We start from the raw sequence: 18,572 nt of genomic DNA, 5'->3' as shown, positions 1-18,572 counted from the left end.
AACCGGTCGCCGCCCCGCGGCCACCGCCCCCACCGGATCCGCGGCAGTGGTGCCAACGGCCGGACACGCTCCGGCCCCCGCCTGCATCATGTGGTCTTCGTACCGGCCGCCACCGGCCGAAGGGGGAAGGGGAACGCATGAGGACCGTCCGCGAGGAGCAGGCCGGCGACGTGATGGTGTGGGTCCGCCGGGGCGGGTTCCCCGGCGAACTTCGGGAAGGCGACGCCGACATCGCACGGGGCCTCCTCGGCACGGCGCCCGCCGGGGTACGGGCCGTGGTCATCGCGCTCGGCGGCGAGGCGTTCCGGTGGGTGGACGCCGACGGGGACGAGGACGTCCTGCTGGAGGCCGGCGCCGAGGAGGAGGACGCGGCCGGGGCGGGCCGGGACGACGCGGCGGGCGGCTTCGCCCTGGGCACCGGCGACGGCGCCACCCTCCCCGGGCTGCCCGTCTCCTGGGAGCTGCTGGAGTTCCGCTGCCCGCACGGCGACGCCACCGTGCTCGTCGCCCGCCACCCGGACGTCCCGCCGGCCTGCCCGGCGCACCACGTACCGCTGGAACCGTACGGGACCGCCGGGCGGTGAGCGCCCCCGCCCAGCTCGCGACGGGCGTGACCCGGCTGACCGCCTCACGGTTCGCGCTCGTCGGCTACCTGCCCACGTACGCGGCCCTGTCCTACCTCGGGTTCCTGCTCGCCGCCCGCGCGCCCGGCGGCGGCATCGAACCGTCCCGGGCGCTCGCCCGCCTGCACGGCCTGTCCGGCGCCGTCCTCGCCGCCCTGGCCCTGGGGGCACTGCTCGTCGCCGTCCTCCTGCACCCCCTCCAGGCCCCGCTCGTCCAGCTGCTGGAGGGGTACTGGCCGCGCCCGGCCCGCGCCGCCGCCCGGGGCGCCGTCAAGGTCCAGGAACGCACCCGGGACCGCCTGGCCCGGGCCGCCGAGGCCGCCACCGCCCACCCCACCGAAGCCGAACGGCAGCGGATCCTGACGGCCGGTTGGCAGCTGGCGCGGAGCTTCCCGCCACCCCCGGTACCCCTGCTGCCGACCGCGCTCGGCAACACCCTGCGCGCCGGCGAGGCGACGGCGGGCGCCGCGTACGGGGCGGACGCGGTGGTGTGGTGGCCCCGGCTCTACCCCCTGCTCGGCGACCGGCTCCGGGCCGTCGTCGACGACCGGCGCGACCAGCTCGACCTGGCGTGCCGGCTGTGCGTGACGGCGGGCGCCACCGGCCTGCTGAGCGTCCCCGTGGTCCTCGGCGGCGACGGCTGGTGGCGGGCGAGCCCGGCCGCCTTCCTGCTGCCGGCCTGGGTGGCCTACCGCGCGGCCGTGGCAGCGGCCCGCGGCTACGCCGAGGCCCTGACGGCCGCGTTCGACCTGCACCGTTTCGACCTCCTGACCGCCCTGCACCTGCCCCTGCCCCCGGAGTCCGACACCGAGCGGTCCCTGAACCGCCGGCTCACCCGGTTCTGGGCGCAGGGCGTGCCGCTCACCGCCCTCCCGTACGAGCACGGGCACGAGCCGGTCCCGCCGTCCGCCGCACCGCCCGCCGCCGCACCGGGCGAGGACGGCTCCCGCTGAAAGGCCCGCCATGTCCCAGCCCCGCTCCCGGTCCCACCCCCGGTCCCGCACCCGTACGGAATCCGCCGCGCGCTCCCTCGACTTCAGCCTCGACTGGGCGGGACTCTGCCGCGGCGGCCGCATCCTCGTCAGCATCGACCGGATCACCGACGGCCATTCGCTCCCGGAGATCCTCGCGCACGAGACCACGCACGACGTCCTGCTCAGAGCGACCCAACTGGGCTGGACCCAGCTCGTGCTGAGCCCCTCCGCCATGGACCCCTGGCGGCCGGGACCGCTGCGCGACCGGTGCGCGCGGCTGCTCGCGCTCACCGTCCAGGCGTCCCGCTTCACCCAGGAGGCGGTGGCGACGTTCCTCCCCTCCCTGGACGTCGAGCCCGCCGGCATGGCGGCCTACCGGGCCCGGCACCCCCAGCCCTACCTCGACGCCGCCGACGCCCTGGAGTGGCTGCGCACCCGCGACCTGCCCCCGGAGGCCCGGGAGCAACTCGCCCTCCACCTCGGCACGCTCGCACTCGCCGTGCCCGTCCTGGAGGCGTGGCAGCCGCAGCGGCTCCACCGGCCGAAACCGGCCGAGCAGTGGTTCCGCCTCCCCGGCAACCGGCCGGACCGCCGCTTCCCCGCCCTGTGCCGCGCCCTGGAGAAGCAGTCCGACGAGGCCCTGTGCCGCGCGTCCCACGGCGGACCCGAGGAGACCGCCCGCCTGCTCGCACACGTACGCCTCGACGGAGAACCCCTCGGCTACGGCCCGTTCCCCGCCGCCCTGCCGACCCCCCAGTGGCTGGACGGACTCGTGGCGAACGTGATCGGGCCGCTCGTCTCCGACACCACACTGCCGCAGGACGACCGGGACCTGCTCGCCGGCGTGTGGGCCGTACCGGTGCTCAGCATGCCCGGCCTGCACCCGCCCCTGCTGTCGGTGGTCCTCACCCGGACCACCTCCACCCACGGCCCGATCGACATCGACCCCCCGACCGACGAACTCCACGGCTACCCCCTCGTCGAGGTGCTGCACAACGCGCTCCCCACCCCGGTGCCGGGGGTGGAGCCCGTCGGCCGGGAACCGTTGTGGCTGAACGAGGGCGACACCGCCCTGTGGTTCGTCTCGCCCTGGCAGGACCAGCGGGCCTGCCGGCTGTCACCGGCCTGGCTCCACGAGTGGCTCGGCGAACTCGACGAGGGCACGACCCTGTGCACGCGCGACGGCGGAGACCTCTCCGGAGTGCGGCTCGGCGACCGCGGGCTCGCCGCGCGGCGCCGCGTCATCCTCTTCCAGCACCGGACCCCGCACCAGGCCCTCCTCGTCGAGCTGCCGGTCCTCGGCCTCGACGAGGAAGGAGGACCGGTCACGATGACGGTGGCGCACTCCGAACTCGACGGCGTGGCCTACCTGATGCTGCGGCCCGAGAGCTCCTCGCCCGTGCTCATCGTCCCGACCGCCACCGTCACCGCCGAACGCGCCGCGCGGGAGCTGGTCGAGCGGTCCGACAAGGTCCGCTTCCGCCTGGTCACCGACCCCGAGGACTTCTACACCTCCCGCGCGATGCTCCGGGACGTCATGCGGGTGCTGCACAACTTCGAGGCCAAGCCGTGGCCGGACACCCTGCGGCCCGATCCGCCCGCCACCCCGCGCGAGCCCGCCCGCCGCCGCGCCGAAGCGGACCTGGACCCCGCCGTGGCACGGATGGAGAAGGCGGAACGGGCGTTCGCGGGGCGCCCCACGGCGGAGCGGTTCGCCGGGCTGAGGGCAGCGGCCGAGGGCGTACTGGCCGCCCCCTCGTTCCCGCACGTGTCGCTGGGCTGGCGGATCAGGCTCCGCCAGGAAGTGGCCGCCGCGCTCTACGGCGGCTTCCTGGAACTGCGCGACACCGCCGTCCTGCGGCGGGTGGTCGAGATCCAGGGGGAACTCGTCACGCTGCTCCCCGAGGGTTCGCCCGAACGGCCCGCCCAGGAACGGAGCCTGGCCATCCTCTCGCTGTGCCTGCGCCGCGCGACCGGCCGGGGGACGCCGCAGGAGAGGCTGCTGGAAGCGCTTCTGGTGTCGGAGGCGACCGAGGCGAGCACGCGCAACCCCTCCGGCCTCCCCGACCTCCGCCACCCGCGGCGGCCCGGCACGGGCTAGGGGGCGTCCGCGAAGTCGCGCCTGCCCCGCGGCGCCCGGCACGCACTCCCGCCGCACCGGGTGAAAGAGCGAGTACGTCCAGTACGCGGGCTTCCGCCCGGCAGGCCGAGAGCACGCACCGGACCCCGCGGGGCCCGCCCTCCGGGCGGACGGCGCCACTTCGTCCCCTAGGGCACCGACCGGGAACCGAGCGCGCCCGGCGTCTTCGGGATCCACGACGGGACGGCCGTGGCGGCGGCGGGTTCCGGCTGGTCCATGTACACGTACCAGTCGCGGTCCTCGCCGCCCATGCCCGTGCGGATGTCGATCTGCTTGACCTGGCCGGTCGCGTGGAAGTACAGGACGACGCTCTGCCGCTTGGAGCCCTCGTCGTAGAACTCCGCGGTCACCTTCCCCCGGGCACCCTCGCCGAAGGCCGAGACCCAGTTCCGCGCGGTCGCCGCGACGGCGTCGCGCGCGGTGTCCGGCGCCGCGAGCGCCGCCAGTTCCCCCGCGTTCCCGTCGGCCGTACGCCACACGACCTCCTGCGCGGTCCGCAGCGTGCCCGTCGACGGGTACCCGAGCACGGCCAGCGGCTCGTGGCCGCCGTAGTCCGAGGCGTAGCGGACCTCCGCCTCGCCCGGCGCGTCCGAACAGCCCGTCAGCACCCCGATCAGCGCCACGGCGGCCGACGCCCACCCCGCCCTTCCCGGAAGCGTCCGTCCGGCCCGGCGGTACGGCTGCGGCCTGCTGCGTCTGTGCATCCGGTCAAGGTAGCGGAGGGCCGCCGAGGGTCCGCGGGGCGGGTGTCCGGACGGCCCGGGGATGGCATTCGGACCCGGTCGGGCCCGTCCAGCGCGCCCCGCCCCCGCCGCCCGGGCGGTACGTGCTTCCATGGCGGACGTGCCCGGCCCGGCACTGCCCGCCCCGCCGACGGAAGGCGCCACGATGGCCGCGATCCTCTCGCCCGCGACCCGTCACCCCGCGACCACCCCCGCCGACATCGGCCTGCCCGTGCTGCGCGTCGTACTCGGCGTGATCATGGCCGTCCACGGGACCCAGAAGCTGTTCGGATGGTTCGACGGACCCGGCCTCAAGGGCACCGGCGTGTTCTTCGCCAAGGCCGGCTACCCGGCGGGCGAGACCATGGCGGCGGTCGCCGGCCTGACCGAGACCCTCGGCGGGCTCGGCCTGATCCTCGGCCTGTTCACCCCGCTGGCCGCCGCGGCCGTCGTCGGCGTCATGACCAACGCCATCGCCGTCAAATGGGCCCGCTCCGTGTTCGGCCCGGAGGGCGTCGAGTTCGAGTCGCTGATCGTCGCCGCCGCCGTCACCCTGGCCCTGGCCGGCCCCGGCCGCTTCGCCCTGGACCGCTTCCTGCCGGTCCTGCGCGCCCACCGGCCGGCCCACGGCCTCGCCGCCCTCGCCCTGGCGGTCGTACTCGCGGCCGTGCCGCTCCTGCTGCGCGACTGATCCGCCGGGCATCATGGCCGGGTGACGACCCCCTCCGGCACGGACCCCGTCCCCGGCACGGGCGAGCGGCCCGTCCTGCTGCCGTACACCGACCCGGCCTTCGTCGCCGACCCGTTCCCCCTCTTCCGGCACCTGCGCGAAGAGGCCCCCGTCCACCGCGCGGTCATCGCGGGCGGCCTGGACGCCTGGCTCGTCACCCGCTACGAAGACGCCCTGGAAGCCCTGTCGGACCCCCGCCTCGGCAGCGACGTGCGCGACGCGACCGACACCCGCCTGCTGCGGCAGCTGCCCGACACGGAACGCGAGGCGATGCTCGGCAACATGCTCCGCAGCGATCCGCCCGACCACACCCGGCTGCGCCGCCTGGTCTCCAAGGCGTTCACCGCCCACCGGGTGGCGGGGATGCGGCCCCGCGTCCAGGCCGTCACCGACCGGCTGCTCGACGCGGTCACCCCGGCCGGCCGCGCCGACCTCGTCGCCGACTTCGCGCTCCCGCTGCCCGTCACCGTCATCAGCGAGCTGCTCGGCGTGCCGGTGGACGACCGCCACGACTTCCAGCACTGGACCGACCGCCTGGTCACCCGCGGCGCGGAGCCGCCGGACCCCGCCGTCGTCAACGAGGCCTGGCAGCACATGCGCGGCTACGTCACCGGTCTCATCAGGGACAAGCGGGCACACCCCGGCGACGACCTGCTCAGCGCCCTGGTCACGGCCCGGGACGAGGAGCGGCGGCTGACCGAGGACGAGCTGATCGCCATGGTCTTCCTGCTGCTGGCCGCCGGCTACATCACCACGGTCAACCTGATCGCCGGCGGCCTCGCGACGCTCCTCGCCCACCCCGCCCAGCTCGCCCTGCTGCGCTCCGATCCCGGGCTGCTGCCGGGGGCGGTCGAGGAGTTCCTGCGCTACGACGGGCCGGTCAGCCCCGGTATCGCGCGGTTCGCCCGCGAGGACGTCGAGATCGCCGGCGTGCGGATCCCGCGCGGTTCGACCGTACTCATCGCCTCCGCCATCGCCGACCGGGACCCGGTCCGCTTCCCCGACCCCGACCGCCTGGACGTCACCCGCCGGGACAACGCCCACCTGGCCTTCGGGCACGGCGTCCACTACTGCCTGGGCGCCCCACTGGCCCGCCTGGAGGGCGAGATCGCCATCGGCACGGCCCTGCGCGGGCTCCCCGCCCTCGCCCTCGCCGTCCGGCCGGACGAGATCCCCTGGCGCCCCGGCGGCCTCCGCGGCCCCCTCACCCTCCCGGTCACCTTCACCCCGGCCGGCTAAGGGGTCTCCTCCGCCGGGCCGGCCTCAGCCGAACCAGACGACCAGGCGGACGTCCGGGTCCCCGTGCACGGCCGCCAGCGCGCGCATCGCCGCCCACACGGGTTCCCAGTCGCCGTCCGGCGGGACGAACATGCGGGGCGTGAGGACCACCGGCCGGTACTCGACGCCGTCCAGGCGGACACCCGCGCCGGCGGCCACTCCGGCGGCATCAGGTCCTCGCCGAACGCCTCCTCCGCCGCGTCGAGGACCTCGTCCCGCGTCCGCACGACGTCGTGCAGCACGAGCCGGCCGTGCGGGCCCGGACGCCACTCGGCGAGCCAGGACCAGGCGGGGGCGTCGCAGAGCGGCACGTCCCAGTCGACCGCCGCGATCTCCGCCCAGGTGGCGTACGAGTGGCCGTGGTGCAGTTCCCCGCAGGTCCGCGGGACGGGGTCCGAAGCGCCGTCGGGCACTCCCCGCCGGTCGAACAGCGGCCGGTCCACACCGAGGCCCCCGCCGAAACCGAACAGGCACTCCCAGGCGTGGCGCTCGCGCCCGAGCCCGAAGCGCAGCAGGTCCGCCGCGGTCTCCCAGCTGCCGTCCGGCCCGCGCGCCTCGATCACCCCGTCGATGTCAGCCCCCACGGCCGGTGATCCTAGACCGTGACGCCTCGGCGCGGCATTCGGCGAAAAAATCCCGGGCGGTGATGTCGAGAACCCCGGGCCGGCTCCGTCTCCTGTATGAACGCGACCGGAAGGGGTCGCACCAGTACCACGGAGGAGAGCCATCATGGCCAAGTACCTGCTGCTCAAGCACTACCGCGGCGCCCCGGCGGCGGTCAACGACGTGCCCATGGACCGGTGGACGCCCGAGGAGATCTCGGCCCACATCCAGTACATGAACGACTTCGCGGCCCGGCTGGAGAAGACCGGCGAGTTCGTCGACGGCCAGGCGCTCGCCCCCGAGGGGACCTTCGTCCGGTACGACGGGGAGGGGCGCCCCCCGGTCACCGACGGCCCCTTCGCCGAGACGAAGGACCTCATCGCCGGCTGGATGGTGATCGACGTCGACAGCTACGAACGCGCCGTCGAGCTGGCCGGCGAACTGTCCGCCGCCCCCGGCGCGGGCGGCGAGCCGATCCACGAGTGGCTCGAACTGCGCCCCTTCCTGACCGAGCCGCCCACCATCACGGAGTGACCTCCCCGATGCCCGGGGCGTCCGGTATCGACGAGGCCCTGCTCAGGAGCCTCACCCCCGGCGTGCTCGCCGTCCTCGTCCGCCGCGGAGCCGACTTCGCGGCGGCCGAGGACGCCGTACAGGACGCACTGGTCGAGGCGGTCCGCGTCTGGCCGGCCGAACCCCCGCGCGACCCCGGGGGCTGGCTGGTCACCGTGGCCTGGCGGCGGTTCCTCGACGCCACCCGCGCCGACACCGCCCGCCGCCGGCGCGAGGACCTCGTCGACCGGGAACCGGAGCCCGGCCCGGCCCCCGCCGCCGACGACACGCTCCGGCTCTACTTCCTGTGCGCCCACCCGTCGCTGACGCCGTCGTCCGCGGTCGCCCTCACCCTGCGCGCCGTCGGCGGCCTCACCACCCGCCAGATCGCCCGCGCCTACCTGGTGCCCGAGGCGACGATGGCGCAGCGGATCAGCCGGGCCAAGCGCACCGTCTCGGGCGTACGCCTCGACCGGCCGGGCGACGTCGCCACGGTGCTGCGCGTCCTCTACCTGGTCTTCAACGAGGGCTACTCCGGGGACGTCGACCTCGCCGCCGAGGCCATCCGGCTCACCCGGCAGCTCGCGGCCGCGATCGACCACCCGGAGGCGGCGGGTCTGCTCGCCCTCATACTGCTGCACCACGCCCGGCGGGCCGCCCGGACCGCGCCCGACGGAAGCCTGGTGCCGCTCGCCGAACAGGACCGCGGACTCTGGGACACGCGGGCGATCGCCGAGGGCATCGGGATCCTGCGGGCGGCCCTCGCCCGCGACCGCCTGGGGGAGTTCCAGGCGCAGGCAGCCATCGCCGCCCTCCACGCGGACGCGCAGGCCGCCGACGAGACCGACTGGACGCAGATCGTCGAGTGGTACGACGAACTCGTACGCCTGACGGACAGTCCGGTCGTCCGGCTCAACCGGGCGGTGGCCGTCGGCGAGGCGGACGGGCCGCGCGCGGGCCTGGCGGCGCTCGCGGCGCTGGACGACACGCTGCCGCGCCACACGGCGGTGGCCGCGTACCTCCACGAACGCGACGGCGACCCCGCGACGGCGGCCCGCCTGTACGCGGAGGCGGCCCGCAAGGCCCCCAACCTGGCGGAACGGGACCACCTGACCCGCCAGGCCGCCCGCCTCAACACCCGGGGCCGCCGCTGAGGGGCCCCCGGCCCCGGCGTACCGCGCACGGGTGCTTTCCGCCCCCGGACCGGGACCGACGCCCCCCGCCGGGGAACCCTCCCCGGACGGCGGCGCAGGAGCGCGCAGCTCCGGATGTGTAGGCACCATCGACCTCCTGTCCGGGCGGGCCGGGAGGTGCGAACCTGACCACGCCGCTCGACCGAGCGCCGCGCACGAGCCCCCCGATCGTGTGCGCCCCGCCGTTCGACGGCGTCCGTTCCGTCCGACCCGTCCATCCCGTCACCGAGGGAGTCCGCCGTATGCAGAACCGTTCGACCGATGGGCCGCGCAAACGAGTGGTGTGGGGGATAACCCTCGTGCTGACCGCGGTCACCGCCCTCCTCGGGGCCGCCCCGGTCGCCGCGACGGCGGCGTCCCCGGCCGCGCCCCCCGTCCCCGTGCCCGTCCTGTCCTGGGGCCCCTGCGAGGGCGCCGCGCCCGGGGACGCGTTCGAGTGCGCGACCGCCCGCGTACCGCTGGACTACCGCGATCCGGCCGGGCGCACGATCCCGCTCGCCGTCACCCGGCGGCTCGCCCCCGACCGGGCCCACCGCACCGGCGTCCTGCTGCTGCACCCCGGCGGACCCGGCAACTCGGGCGTGGACTTCGCCCGCAACAGCTACGAGAACCTGCCCGCCTCCCTCCGCGACGCCTTCGACGTCGTGGGCTACGACATGCGGGGCGTGGGGCGCAGCGGGCAGGTGGAGTGCTGGAACGACAAGGAGTACTCCGCCGCCGTCGACGCCGCACGCGGCGTGCCCGGCCCCGGGGCCCTGCGCGAAGCGGTCCGCCAGGGCCTCGACTTCGCCACCGCCTGCCGCGAGCGCGCCGCGGACCTGGCCCCGTACATCGGCACCGGCTCCAACGCCAAGGACATCGACCTGCTCCGCCAGGCCCTCGGCGAGGAGCAGCTGACCTTCTACGGCCGCTCCTTCGGCAGCTACGTCGGCACCGTCTACGCCGCGCAGTTCCCCCGCCGCGTCCGCGCCATGGTCCTGGACGGCGCCTACGACCCCCGCACCTACGCCGACCTGCCCTACGCCTACGACGCCGCGCAGTTCACCGCCCTGGACGGGGCAGTGGGCCGGTTCCTCGACTGGTGCGCGCGGGAACCCGCCGCGTGCGGCTTCGGCGACGGCCGGCCCCGCGAGGCCTTCGAGGAGCTCAAGCGGACGCTGGACGCCGACCCGGTGATCACCGCGAGCGGCCGCCCGGCGACCGGCTACACCCTCGCCTACCGCCTGATGTTCAACATCAACTCGGGCAAGGAGATCTGGCCCTACCTGGGCCAGGCCCTGCGGGCGGCGCAGGCCCGCCAGTCCACCTTCCTGCTCAACCCGCCCTCGCCCGGCTCCTTCGACTTCCTCAACGTCAACCTGGCCGTGGAGTGCGCCGACCGCGTCTACCCGAAGAGCCCCCTGCTCCTGGGCGCCCTGGTCACCGCGGAGGCGGCCTCCGCGCCGCTGCTGGGCCCCGCGATCGGCTTCGGGCCGCCCACCTACGACCACAACCACGCCACCACCTGCGCCCAGTGGCGGACGGAGCGCCCGAGCCGCTTCGAGGGCTCCTACCGGGCGGCCGGGTCCGCCCCGATCCTGGTCCTCGGTACGACGGGTGACCCCGACACCCCCTACCAGGACGCCGTGGCGCTCGCCCGGACGCTGGAGAACGGCCGCCTGCTGACCTTCGACGCGGAGGGGCACACCGCGTACAACCGCAGCGCGTGCGTCAGTGACCTGGCCACGAAGTACCTCGCCACCCTGGCGCTGCCCGCCCGGGGCACCGTCTGCGCGGACGAGGCGCCCCCGGAGGCGCTGGGCCGCCGTACCGCGGCCGTGGAGGTCGACGAGACGCGCGACGTGATCCCCGCCCTGCGCTGAGCACCGGCCGCCGCGCGGGGCCCCGGCCGGTCACCGGCCCCGGCCCCGCGCGGTTAGGCTCACCCCATGACTGTGCTCGTATACGAAGACTTCGGCACCGGCCGCCACCGCGAGGCCTCGCTGATCAGGCACGCCCTGGGCAGCGTCCACGACGAGGAGCTCGTGGCCGGCCTCGCCGGGGGCATCGGCTTCATGTACTTCGTCTTCGAGTACGAGGGACGCCTGCCGATCCTCACGGTCGTGGCCCAGTCCCACCCCGAGCCCTGGGTGCAGGTCGCCCTAGGCCGCCTCGGTGTCCCGTACGAGGCCACCCGCGCGATGAACCCCCGCTGGGGCCGGGTCCGCGCCGCGCTGGACGGCGGGCAGCCCGCGTTCTGCGTGGTCGACCGCTCCGCCCTGCCCTGGCACGCGGCCGACCCGGACGCGGAGATGACCGGCACCGACCCGTACACCGTCGTCATCGCCGGGTACGACGGCGACGACCTGCTGATCGAGGACGGGGCCGAGACCCCGTACCGGATCGGCCGCGAGGAGTTCGGCGCCGCCTGGAGCGCCCACCGCAAGGGCCGCCACCAGCTGATCGTCCCCACCGGTCCCGCCGAGGGCGAGCCGGACGTGGACGGGGCGATCGCCTCCACCGTCACGCACCTCACCGGGGCGGTCCTCGGCAACGCCTTCGACGTGAACTTCGGCTTCACCGGGATGGAGAAGCTCGCCGCCCAGCTGCGCGACGGCACCACCAAGACGGGCTGGGAGCGGCGGTTCGGCAGCTCGCCGGAAGCCCTCCGGGCGGGCACCGGGCGACTGTACGCCTGCCTGGAGGAGGAGTGGACCGCCCCGGGCGCGACCCGGCCGCTGTACGCGGACTTCCTCGACCTCGTCGGGCGCCCGGAGGCCGCCGGGCTCTTCCGGGAGTCCGCCGGCCACTGGGCGGAGCTGGCCATGCTCGCCAGGGACGCCGACCCGGGGGCGGGTGCGCAGGAGCGGCGGGAGCTGTTCGACGCCTGCGCGGAGCGCGTGGACCGCTGCGTGGAACTGGAGCGCGAGGCGGTCCGGGCCCTGGAGAAGTAGGCGTCCGCGCACCCTTGACGGATGGATGGTCTGGACCAACCCTACGTGGTGGCGCGCCACTTCCGGCGCGAACGGACGAAGGGAGCACCCCCATGATCCGTCGCACCATCCGCCTGCTCGGCCTCGGCCTCGGCCTCGCACTCGCCGCGTCATGCGTCCAGCTGCCCGCGGCGGCCGCGGCCGAGCCCCCGGGCCCGCGCGCGCCCGACACCTGCGCGGTGAAGCCGAAGCCTGCCGGCAAGGTCCTCCAGGGGTACTGGGAGAACTGGGACGGCGCCGCGAACGGGGTCCACCCGCCGCTGGGCTGGATCCCCGTCACCGACGGCCGCATCCGCGCGCACGGCTACAACGTGGTCAACGCGGCCTTCCCCGTCATCCGCTCCGACGGCACCGTGCTGTGGGAGGACGGCATGGACAGCACCGTGAAGGTGCCCACCCCCGCCGAGATGTGCCAGGCCAAACAGGACGGCCTCACCGTCCTGATGTCCATCGGCGGCGCCGCCGCGGGCATCGACCTGAACTCCACCGCCGTCGCGGACCGCTTCGTCGCGACGATCGTCCCCATCCTGAAGAAGTACAACTTCGACGGGATCGACATCGACATCGAGACCGGCCTCGTCGGTTCCGGCAGCATCACCCGCCTCTCCCCGTCCCAGGCCAACCTGATCCGCATCATCGACGGCGTGCTCGCGCAGATGCCCGCCGGATTCGGCCTGACGATGGCCCCCGAGACCGCGTACGTCACCGGCGGCAGCGTGGCGTACGGCTCGATCTGGGGCGCGTACCTGCCCGTCGTCAAGAAGTACGCCGACAACGGCCGGCTGTGGTGGCTCAACATGCAGTACTACAACGGCAGCATGTACGGCTGCTCCGGGGACTCCTACTCCGCCGGGACCGTCGCCGGCTTCAAGGCGCAGACCGACTGCCTCGACCGGGGCCTCGTCGTCCAGGGCACCACGATCAGGGTGCCCTACGACAAGCAGGTCCCCGGGCTCCCGGCCCAGCCCGGCGCCGGCGGCGGCTACATGACGCCAGGCCTGGTCGCCCAGGCCTGGAACCCCTACGCCGGCCGGCTCAAGGGGCTGATGACCTGGTCCCTCAACTGGGACGGCTCCCGGAACTGGACCTTCGGCGACAACGTCAGGGCGCTCCAGGGCCGTTGACGGCGGCCCGGGCCTTGGCGGCGGCCCGCCCTCCCCTCAGCCCCCCAGCTGCTTGCGGATCAGCTCGTACGAACGGACCCGGTCGCGGAAGCCGTAGACGGGCGTGGTCAGCATCAGCTCGTCCGCGCCGGTCTCCGCGGCCAGCTCCGCGAGCCGGCGCACGACGGTCTCGGGAGCGCCGACGGCCTGCTGCGCGCGGAAGCCGGCCAGGGCCGTCAGCTCCTCCGGCGCGAAGGGGTGCGCGGCGGCCTCCTCGGGGGTGGGGAAGGGCATGTCGCTGATCCCCTTGAGCAGACCCGCCTTGACGACGTTCATCGGCTCGCCGAGCCGCCGGGCCTCCTCCTCCGTCTCCGCGCACACCGTCTCCACGCACAGCAGCACCCGGGGCCGCTCGCACCAGCGCGAGGGGGCGAAGGCGGCCCGGTAGTGCTCCAGGACCGTACGGGTGTTCTCCGGCCGGATGTGGTGGGCGACGGCGACCGGCAGGCCGAGCTCCGCGGCGAGCACGGCCCCGGCGGGGCTGGAGGCGAGCAGCCACGGCTCCGGCAGCGGGCCGAGCGCGACCTCCTCCACGAGGAAGGACAGGACCGCCGCCACGTCCTGCCGGTACTCGGCGTCCGTCGTCGGGTCCGCCCCGCGGCGCAGGGCGCGGGCGATGCCCTCGTCGAAGGTGCCCGGTCCGCGTCCGATGCCCAGGTCGATCCGGTCCTCGTGCAGGGCCGCCAGGGTCCCGAACTGCTCGGCCAGGGCGAGGGGCGCGTGGTTGGGGGCCAGCACGCCGCCCGAGCCCAGGCGGATCACCGAGGTGGACGCCGCGGCGTGCGCGGTCAGCACGACCGGCGGGAACGCCCCGATCGCGGGGGAGTGGTGGTGCTCGGCGTACCAGACCCGGTGGTAGCCCAGCCGTTCCAGCTCCCGCGCGAAGCCCGCGGTGTCCCGCAGGGTGTCCACGGCCCGGGTGCCGGTCTGGACCATCGCGACTTCGAGCGCGGAGAGGGGTATGTCGATCATGCCGCCAGCATAGGGACCGGCCGCCCCGGCAAGGTCCGCTGCGATCCGTTTTGCGCCACCGGAAGAGGTTGACAGCGATCACGCCCTTGCATCACCCTTTCACTAGTCAACTAGTGAAAGGGTGATGCAGCCGTGCTGGAGTACCGCATCGACCGCCGCAGCGGCATCGCCACGTACCTGCAGATCGTCCAGCAGACCAAACAGGCCCTGCGCCTGGGCCTGTTGGAACCCGGCGACAAGCTGCCGGCCGCGCGCGAGGTCGTCGAGGCCACCGCCATCAACCCCAACACCGTCCTCAAGGCCTACCGCGAACTGGAACGCGAAGGCCTCGTCGAGGCGAAGCGGGGGATGGGCACCTTCATCAGGAAGTCCCTGGGCAGCGCCCCGGCCGACTCCCCGCTCCACGACGAACTCGACGGCTGGGCGCGGCGGGCACTGGCCGCCGGGATGGAACGGGACGACGTGGCCGCGCTCTTCGCATCCGTACTGGACCAACACTTCAAGGGGGACGGCGACGCATGACGGACACCGTGATCGAGGCGGAAGGCCTCGGACTGCGCTACGGCCGCAAGGGGGCCTGGGCGCTGCGCGACTGCACCTTCCGGCTTCCCGAAGGCCGGATATGCGCGCTCGTCGGCCCCAACGGGGCCGGGAAGTCGAGCCTGCTGGCCCTCGCCGCCGGGCTCGTGCTCCCCACCGAGGGCACCCTGCGCACGGCGCCGCGCGGGGAACTGGCCTACGTCGGCCAGGACAAGCCCCTCTACCCGCAGCTCACCGTCGACGAGACCCTGCGCCTCGGCCGGGAACTCAACCCCGGCCGCTGGGACGCGGGGGCGGCCGAACGGATCGTGGAGGCCGGCGGAGTGTCCGGGCGGGCCCGGATCCGGGCGCTCTCCGGCGGTCAGCGCACCCGCGTCGCCCTGGCCCTCGCCCTCGGCAAGCGGCCGTCCCTGCTGCTCCTGGACGAGCCGATGGCCGACCTCGATCCGCTCGCCCGGCACCAGCTCATGGGCACCCTGATGGCCGACGCCGCCGAGCACGGGACCTCCGTGGTGATGTCCTCGCACATCCTCGCCGAGCTGGAGGGCGCCTGCGACCACCTCCTCCTCGCCGACGGCGGCCGCATCCGCCTCTCCGGCCCCATCGACGAGGTCAACGCCGCCCACCGGCTGCTCACCGGCCCGGCCGCCGCCTCCGCCGAACTCGCCCGCCACACCGTCGTCGAAACCCGTACGACGGGCCGTACGCTCACCGCACTCGTGCGGCCGGGCGGGCCCGTCGACAGCGGGACCTGGCAGACGTCCGCCCCCTCCCTGGAGGAGCTCCTGCTCGCCCACCTGCGTTCCCCCGATGCCCCGGCGTTCGAGGCCGCGGAGGTGCGGGCATGAGCACGCCGACGCTGAAGGGCCCGTACTGGGTCACGGTCCGCCAGCACCGGCGCGCGGCCCGGGCGCTGTCCGCGCTCACGGCGGCCGGCCTCGCCGCGGTGGCCGCCCTGCGGCTCTGGGCCGGAGCACCGGGCCCCGAGGGGCCGTTCGCGTTCCCGACGCGGGCGTACAACCTGCTGCGGCTCTGCATGGAGTACGCCGGCACCGGCCTGCTCCTGCTGCCGCTGCTGGCCGGAGCCTTCGTGGCCGGCCCGATGACCGCGCGCGAACTGGAGAGCGGGACCTGGCGGCTCGCCCTCACCCAGTCGACCACGCCCAGGGCCTGGCTCGGCGCGAAGGTCCTCGTCGCCTCGGTGGTGTCCGCCGTCGCGGCGGCCGCGCTGGTCCTGGTCTACCGACTCGGCTGGACACGGGTGTCCAGCACCTACCAGCTCACCTGGTTCGACCGCGGCCCGTACGAGTCCACCGGCCCGGTGCTGGCCGCCTACTGCCTGCTCGGCGTGGCCCTCGGCGCCCTCGTCGGCCAGCTCGTCCGGCGGACCGTCGCGGCCATGGCCGTCACCGGCCTCCTCACCGGCCTCGTCATGCTGGCCCTCGGCGCCCTGCGGTGGTCGTTCCTGCCGACGCAGACCCGCACCATCCCCCTCGGCGGGAACACGACGCGGCTGATGCCGCCCGACTCCCTGATGATGGACACGGGACTGATCACCTCCTCCGGGGCGCGCCTGCCCGAGTACGCCTGCTTCGAGCGGACCCGGAACATGGGCGATTGCCCCGCCGACCTCAACGTCACCGCCTGGTACGCGGAGTTCCACCCGGCCTCGCACTACTGGCCGACCCAGCTGATCGAAACCGGCGTGGTCCTCGCCCTGGGCGCCGCCGCCCTCTACGCGGCGTTCCGGGTGCTGCGCGCCCGGCGCGGCTGAGGCCTACAGCCCCGCCCCACCGGTCGCGTCGACGACGCGGCCGGTGACCCAGCGCCCGGCGTCCGAGGCGAGGAAGGCGACGACGTCCGCGATGTCCCGCGGCTGCCCGACCCGGCCGAGCGCGGCGAGCGAGGCCGCGTGCGCCTCGGCCTCGGCGTTGCCGCGCAGCCAGCCGGCGTTGACGTCGGTGTCGACGATGCCGGGGGCGACCGAGTTCACCGTGACGCCCCGGGGGCCGAGCGCCTTGGCGAGGTTCAGCGTCAGGGTGTCGAGCGCCCCCTTCGTCGCCCCGTAGGCCAGGATCTCGGGCATCGCGAGGCGGGCCGCACCGCTGGAGATGTTGATGACCCGGCCGCCGTCGCGCAGCCGGCCGAGGGCCTCCTGCACCACGAAGAACGGGGCCCGGACGTTGACCGCGAAGACCCGGTCGAAGCCCTCCTCGGTGACCTCGCCCAGCGGGGAGGGCAGCCCGATGCCCGCGTTGTTCACGATGATGTCGACGCCGTCCAGGCCGAGTCCGTCGTACGCCGCCCAGAGCGCGGCCGCGTCCCCGTGCCGGCCCAGCTCGGCCCGCAGCGCGAAGGCCCGGCCGCCGTTCTCCGCTATCCGCTCGACGGTCTCCCGCGCGGCCGCCCCGTCGCTGGCGTACGTCAGCACGACGGTGGTCCCGTCCGCCGCCAGCCGCTCGGCGATGGCCCGGCCGATTCCCCGACTGCCGCCGGTGACCAGTGCGTTCTTGCCCATGGTGAACTCTCCCCAATTTTTGTAGTGCTCGTTACACAAAAAACGTAACACAAGATCCAGAACGCCCGCAACGCCTGCAACGCCCGGCGGCGGGCCGCTAGGATCCGGCCATGCCGATCACGCCGATACCCGTCCTGCGAGGCGCCAGGCGCACCGATCTCCGAGCCGACGGGGACGAGTTGGTCCTACGGCGGGCGGGCCGGGAGCACCGCATCCCCTTCGAGGCCGTCGACCTGGTCCACGCTGAGCGGCGGGCCGTCGAGGTCCGCCTCAGGGCGACGGAGGGGAGCGCCCCGGCCGTCTACCGGATCGAGGGCGTCAGCGCGGCGGCGGCGACGGCCTTCGCGCGGGCCGTCCACTCGGCGCTCCCGCCGATCCCCGGGGGCGCGGCGGCCGTGGACGGCGCGGCCCTGGTCACCACCCGTGCCGCCGAGCGCGAACCGCTCACCCCGAGGGAGGAGTTCGGCCGACGGGTGAAGCGGATGGTGTGGACCTCCCTCCTCGCGATCGTCGCGATGAGCGTGGTCGTCTCGTTCGCCACGCACCCCATCATGATGATCTTCGTCTGGATCACCGGCGGCGTCGGCTTCCCCTTCGCGGGCGCGGTCCTCCTGCTGCTGCCCAAGGCCGCCGAACGTTGGCGCCTGCCCCGGCACGGCATCACGGTGACGGCGGAGTACGCCCACAGTGCCGCCGAGCCGACGCTCTACCTGTACGGCGACCTGGAGGGCAACACCCGCACCTACTTCGACACGAGCGGCCGCCTCCGCCTGGAGGTCAGCTACGACCCCCAGGACCCGGGCAGGGTGGTCCGCGCCGACGGCAAGGGCCGCTGGCTCGAAGCCACCGTCCTCACGGCCGCGGCCGCGATCGCCGCCCTGGCCCTGCTGGCCTTCCTGGCGACCCCCTTCATGTCCGTCTGACCGGGTTGCCGTCCGGCCTCGTAATCCGTCGGCCGCGGGTTCGAGTCCCACCCGCCCCACCGCACGCCGCGGGTGCAGAATCGTTCTCACCCGCGACTTTGGCGTTTCCGGGCTCTGTCGTGCCATCAGGCGAGCCGAGGTCAAGCCTTTGGCTGTGCTGATGGCGGGCGCCGGAGCGTAGTAGAGCAAGAAACGGTCTCAGGGTTCGTGCACGCCCAGATCGCTGGCCGTACGCGGGTGTGACTGAGTTCGTCGTTCTGGCCCCTCAGCCATTGTTCCTGTGCCATGGTGATGCAGTACTGCGTTTGGCTTTTGGGGTCCAGCCCGACGAACTGGACCAGACATTGGGGATGCCCCAGTCGTCCTTAGCCGATTACCTCTAGGGAGATGGCCCAGTTGCGCTGGCCCCGCACCCTCTGAGTTCTGGTCGTCGGCAGAGCCTCAGCTGACCACACGTGTGTACGTGGTGGTCGAGCTGAGGGCTGCCATGTGCCTGGTTCGATCACCACCTTTCAAGGAAGGTTGTTCGAACCGATGGATGCGGCCGTCATCTGGGTGCTAGGTATCGCAGGGGTTGTGAGCATCGCGCTCTTCGCCTCGAAGGGGTTGTTGGATCAGCTCTCGGATCTGCTCCGTTCTTGGCACCAGATGCGTGATGCGTGGCGAGGG

The 18,572-nt window shown here is 74.3% G+C and carries 18 protein-coding genes; 14 read left to right on the top strand and 4 right to left on the bottom strand.

Annotation, left to right across the window (positions count from 1 at the left end; all coding sequences use genetic code 11):
• The first annotated feature begins 137 nt into the window (after positions 1-137).
• Genes OG553_RS01105 through OG553_RS01095 form a run of 3 tightly spaced genes read left to right on the top strand, consistent with a single transcriptional unit; the run spans position 138 to position 3,698 of the window.
• Positions 138-584 (top strand): hypothetical protein, encoded by a 447-nt coding sequence (locus OG553_RS01105; RefSeq protein ID WP_405977106.1) that lies wholly within the window; start codon positions 138-140, stop codon positions 582-584.
• The gene (locus tag OG553_RS01100) at positions 581-1,576 is read left to right on the top strand and encodes a hypothetical protein (protein WP_405977105.1); all 996 of its coding nucleotides are present in this window, start codon (positions 581-583) and stop codon (positions 1,574-1,576) included. The genes OG553_RS01105 and OG553_RS01100 overlap by 4 nt, the downstream gene beginning before the upstream one ends.
• Before the next feature lie 10 nt (positions 1,577-1,586).
• Positions 1,587-3,698, top strand: coding sequence for a hypothetical protein (locus tag OG553_RS01095; RefSeq protein WP_405977104.1), 2,112 nt, complete (start codon positions 1,587-1,589; stop codon positions 3,696-3,698).
• 167 nt (positions 3,699-3,865) lie between these two features.
• Here OG553_RS01095 and OG553_RS01090 read toward each other — a convergent pair whose 3' ends face one another.
• Positions 3,866-4,441: a hypothetical protein gene (locus OG553_RS01090; RefSeq protein ID WP_405977103.1), complete on the bottom strand. Its 576-nt coding sequence runs from the start codon at positions 4,439-4,441 to the stop codon at positions 3,866-3,868.
• Positions 4,442-4,625: 184 nt separating this feature from the next.
• On the opposite strand from OG553_RS01090, the gene OG553_RS01085 reads away from it, so the two are divergent.
• Complete coding sequence (locus OG553_RS01085) at positions 4,626-5,150, top strand: DoxX family protein (protein WP_405982915.1); 525 nt, start codon at positions 4,626-4,628, stop codon at positions 5,148-5,150.
• A 21-nt stretch (positions 5,151-5,171) separates the two neighbouring features.
• Positions 5,172-6,428: a cytochrome P450 gene (locus OG553_RS01080; protein WP_405977102.1), complete on the top strand. Its 1,257-nt coding sequence runs from the start codon at positions 5,172-5,174 to the stop codon at positions 6,426-6,428.
• On the opposite strand, the gene OG553_RS01075 is transcribed toward OG553_RS01080, so the two are convergent.
• Positions 6,425-7,051, bottom strand: a complete 627-nt coding sequence (locus tag OG553_RS01075; RefSeq protein ID WP_405977101.1) for a hypothetical protein — start codon at positions 7,049-7,051, stop codon at positions 6,425-6,427. The two genes, OG553_RS01080 and OG553_RS01075, sit on opposite strands and share 4 nt — an antisense overlap.
• Positions 7,052-7,196: 145 nt before the next feature.
• Between OG553_RS01075 and OG553_RS01070 the strand changes: the two genes are divergently transcribed.
• The 5 genes from OG553_RS01070 to OG553_RS01050 all read left to right on the top strand — a co-directional run bounded on the left by OG553_RS01070 (position 7,197) and on the right by OG553_RS01050 (position 12,911).
• Positions 7,197-7,604 (top strand): YciI family protein, encoded by a 408-nt coding sequence (locus tag OG553_RS01070; RefSeq protein ID WP_362471447.1) that lies wholly within the window; start codon positions 7,197-7,199, stop codon positions 7,602-7,604.
• A gap of 26 nt (positions 7,605-7,630) precedes the next feature.
• Positions 7,631-8,776: an RNA polymerase sigma factor gene (locus OG553_RS01065; protein ID WP_405982914.1), complete on the top strand. Its 1,146-nt coding sequence runs from the start codon at positions 7,631-7,633 to the stop codon at positions 8,774-8,776.
• 281 nt (positions 8,777-9,057) lie between these two features.
• Entirely contained in the window at positions 9,058-10,677 is a 1,620-nt protein-coding gene (locus tag OG553_RS01060; RefSeq protein WP_405977100.1) for an alpha/beta hydrolase, read from the top strand.
• A 66-nt stretch (positions 10,678-10,743) separates the two neighbouring features.
• Positions 10,744-11,748, top strand: a complete 1,005-nt coding sequence (locus OG553_RS01055) for a BtrH N-terminal domain-containing protein (RefSeq protein WP_405977099.1) — start codon at positions 10,744-10,746, stop codon at positions 11,746-11,748.
• Between the two features lie 92 nt (positions 11,749-11,840).
• Entirely contained in the window at positions 11,841-12,911 is a 1,071-nt protein-coding gene (locus OG553_RS01050; RefSeq protein WP_405977098.1) for a chitinase, read from the top strand.
• A 36-nt stretch (positions 12,912-12,947) separates the two neighbouring features.
• On the opposite strand, the gene OG553_RS01045 is transcribed toward OG553_RS01050, so the two are convergent.
• Positions 12,948-13,922: an LLM class flavin-dependent oxidoreductase gene (locus tag OG553_RS01045; protein WP_405977097.1), complete on the bottom strand. Its 975-nt coding sequence runs from the start codon at positions 13,920-13,922 to the stop codon at positions 12,948-12,950.
• A 132-nt stretch (positions 13,923-14,054) separates the two neighbouring features.
• Between OG553_RS01045 and OG553_RS01040 the strand changes: the two genes are divergently transcribed.
• The 3 genes from OG553_RS01040 to OG553_RS01030 are packed head-to-tail and all read left to right on the top strand — an operon-like array spanning position 14,055 to position 16,236.
• Complete coding sequence (locus tag OG553_RS01040; protein ID WP_405977096.1) at positions 14,055-14,444, top strand: GntR family transcriptional regulator; 390 nt, start codon at positions 14,055-14,057, stop codon at positions 14,442-14,444.
• Positions 14,441-15,310, top strand: coding sequence for an ATP-binding cassette domain-containing protein (locus OG553_RS01035; RefSeq protein WP_405977095.1), 870 nt, complete (start codon positions 14,441-14,443; stop codon positions 15,308-15,310). The genes OG553_RS01040 and OG553_RS01035 overlap by 4 nt, the downstream gene beginning before the upstream one ends.
• Entirely contained in the window at positions 15,307-16,236 is a 930-nt protein-coding gene (locus OG553_RS01030; protein WP_405977094.1) for an ABC transporter permease, read from the top strand. Before OG553_RS01035 ends, OG553_RS01030 begins: the two co-directional genes overlap by 4 nt.
• Positions 16,237-16,239: 3 nt before the next feature.
• On the opposite strand, the gene OG553_RS01025 is transcribed toward OG553_RS01030, so the two are convergent.
• Positions 16,240-16,980 carry an SDR family oxidoreductase gene (locus OG553_RS01025; RefSeq protein WP_405977093.1) on the bottom strand — a complete coding sequence of 247 codons (741 nt, stop codon included), beginning with the start codon at positions 16,978-16,980 and terminating at the stop codon, positions 16,240-16,242.
• A 110-nt stretch (positions 16,981-17,090) separates the two neighbouring features.
• Between OG553_RS01025 and OG553_RS01020 the strand changes: the two genes are divergently transcribed.
• On the top strand, positions 17,091-17,903 hold the full coding sequence (locus OG553_RS01020; protein WP_405977092.1) for a hypothetical protein: 813 nt from the start codon (positions 17,091-17,093) through the stop codon (positions 17,901-17,903).
• The last annotated feature ends 669 nt before the right edge of the window (positions 17,904-18,572 follow it).

Origin of the sequence: Streptomyces sp. NBC_00158 (assembly GCF_045160885.1) — a bacterium.
GTDB lineage: Bacteria > Actinomycetota > Actinomycetes > Streptomycetales > Streptomycetaceae > Streptomyces.
This window is presented reverse-complemented; position numbering and strand designations above follow the sequence as displayed.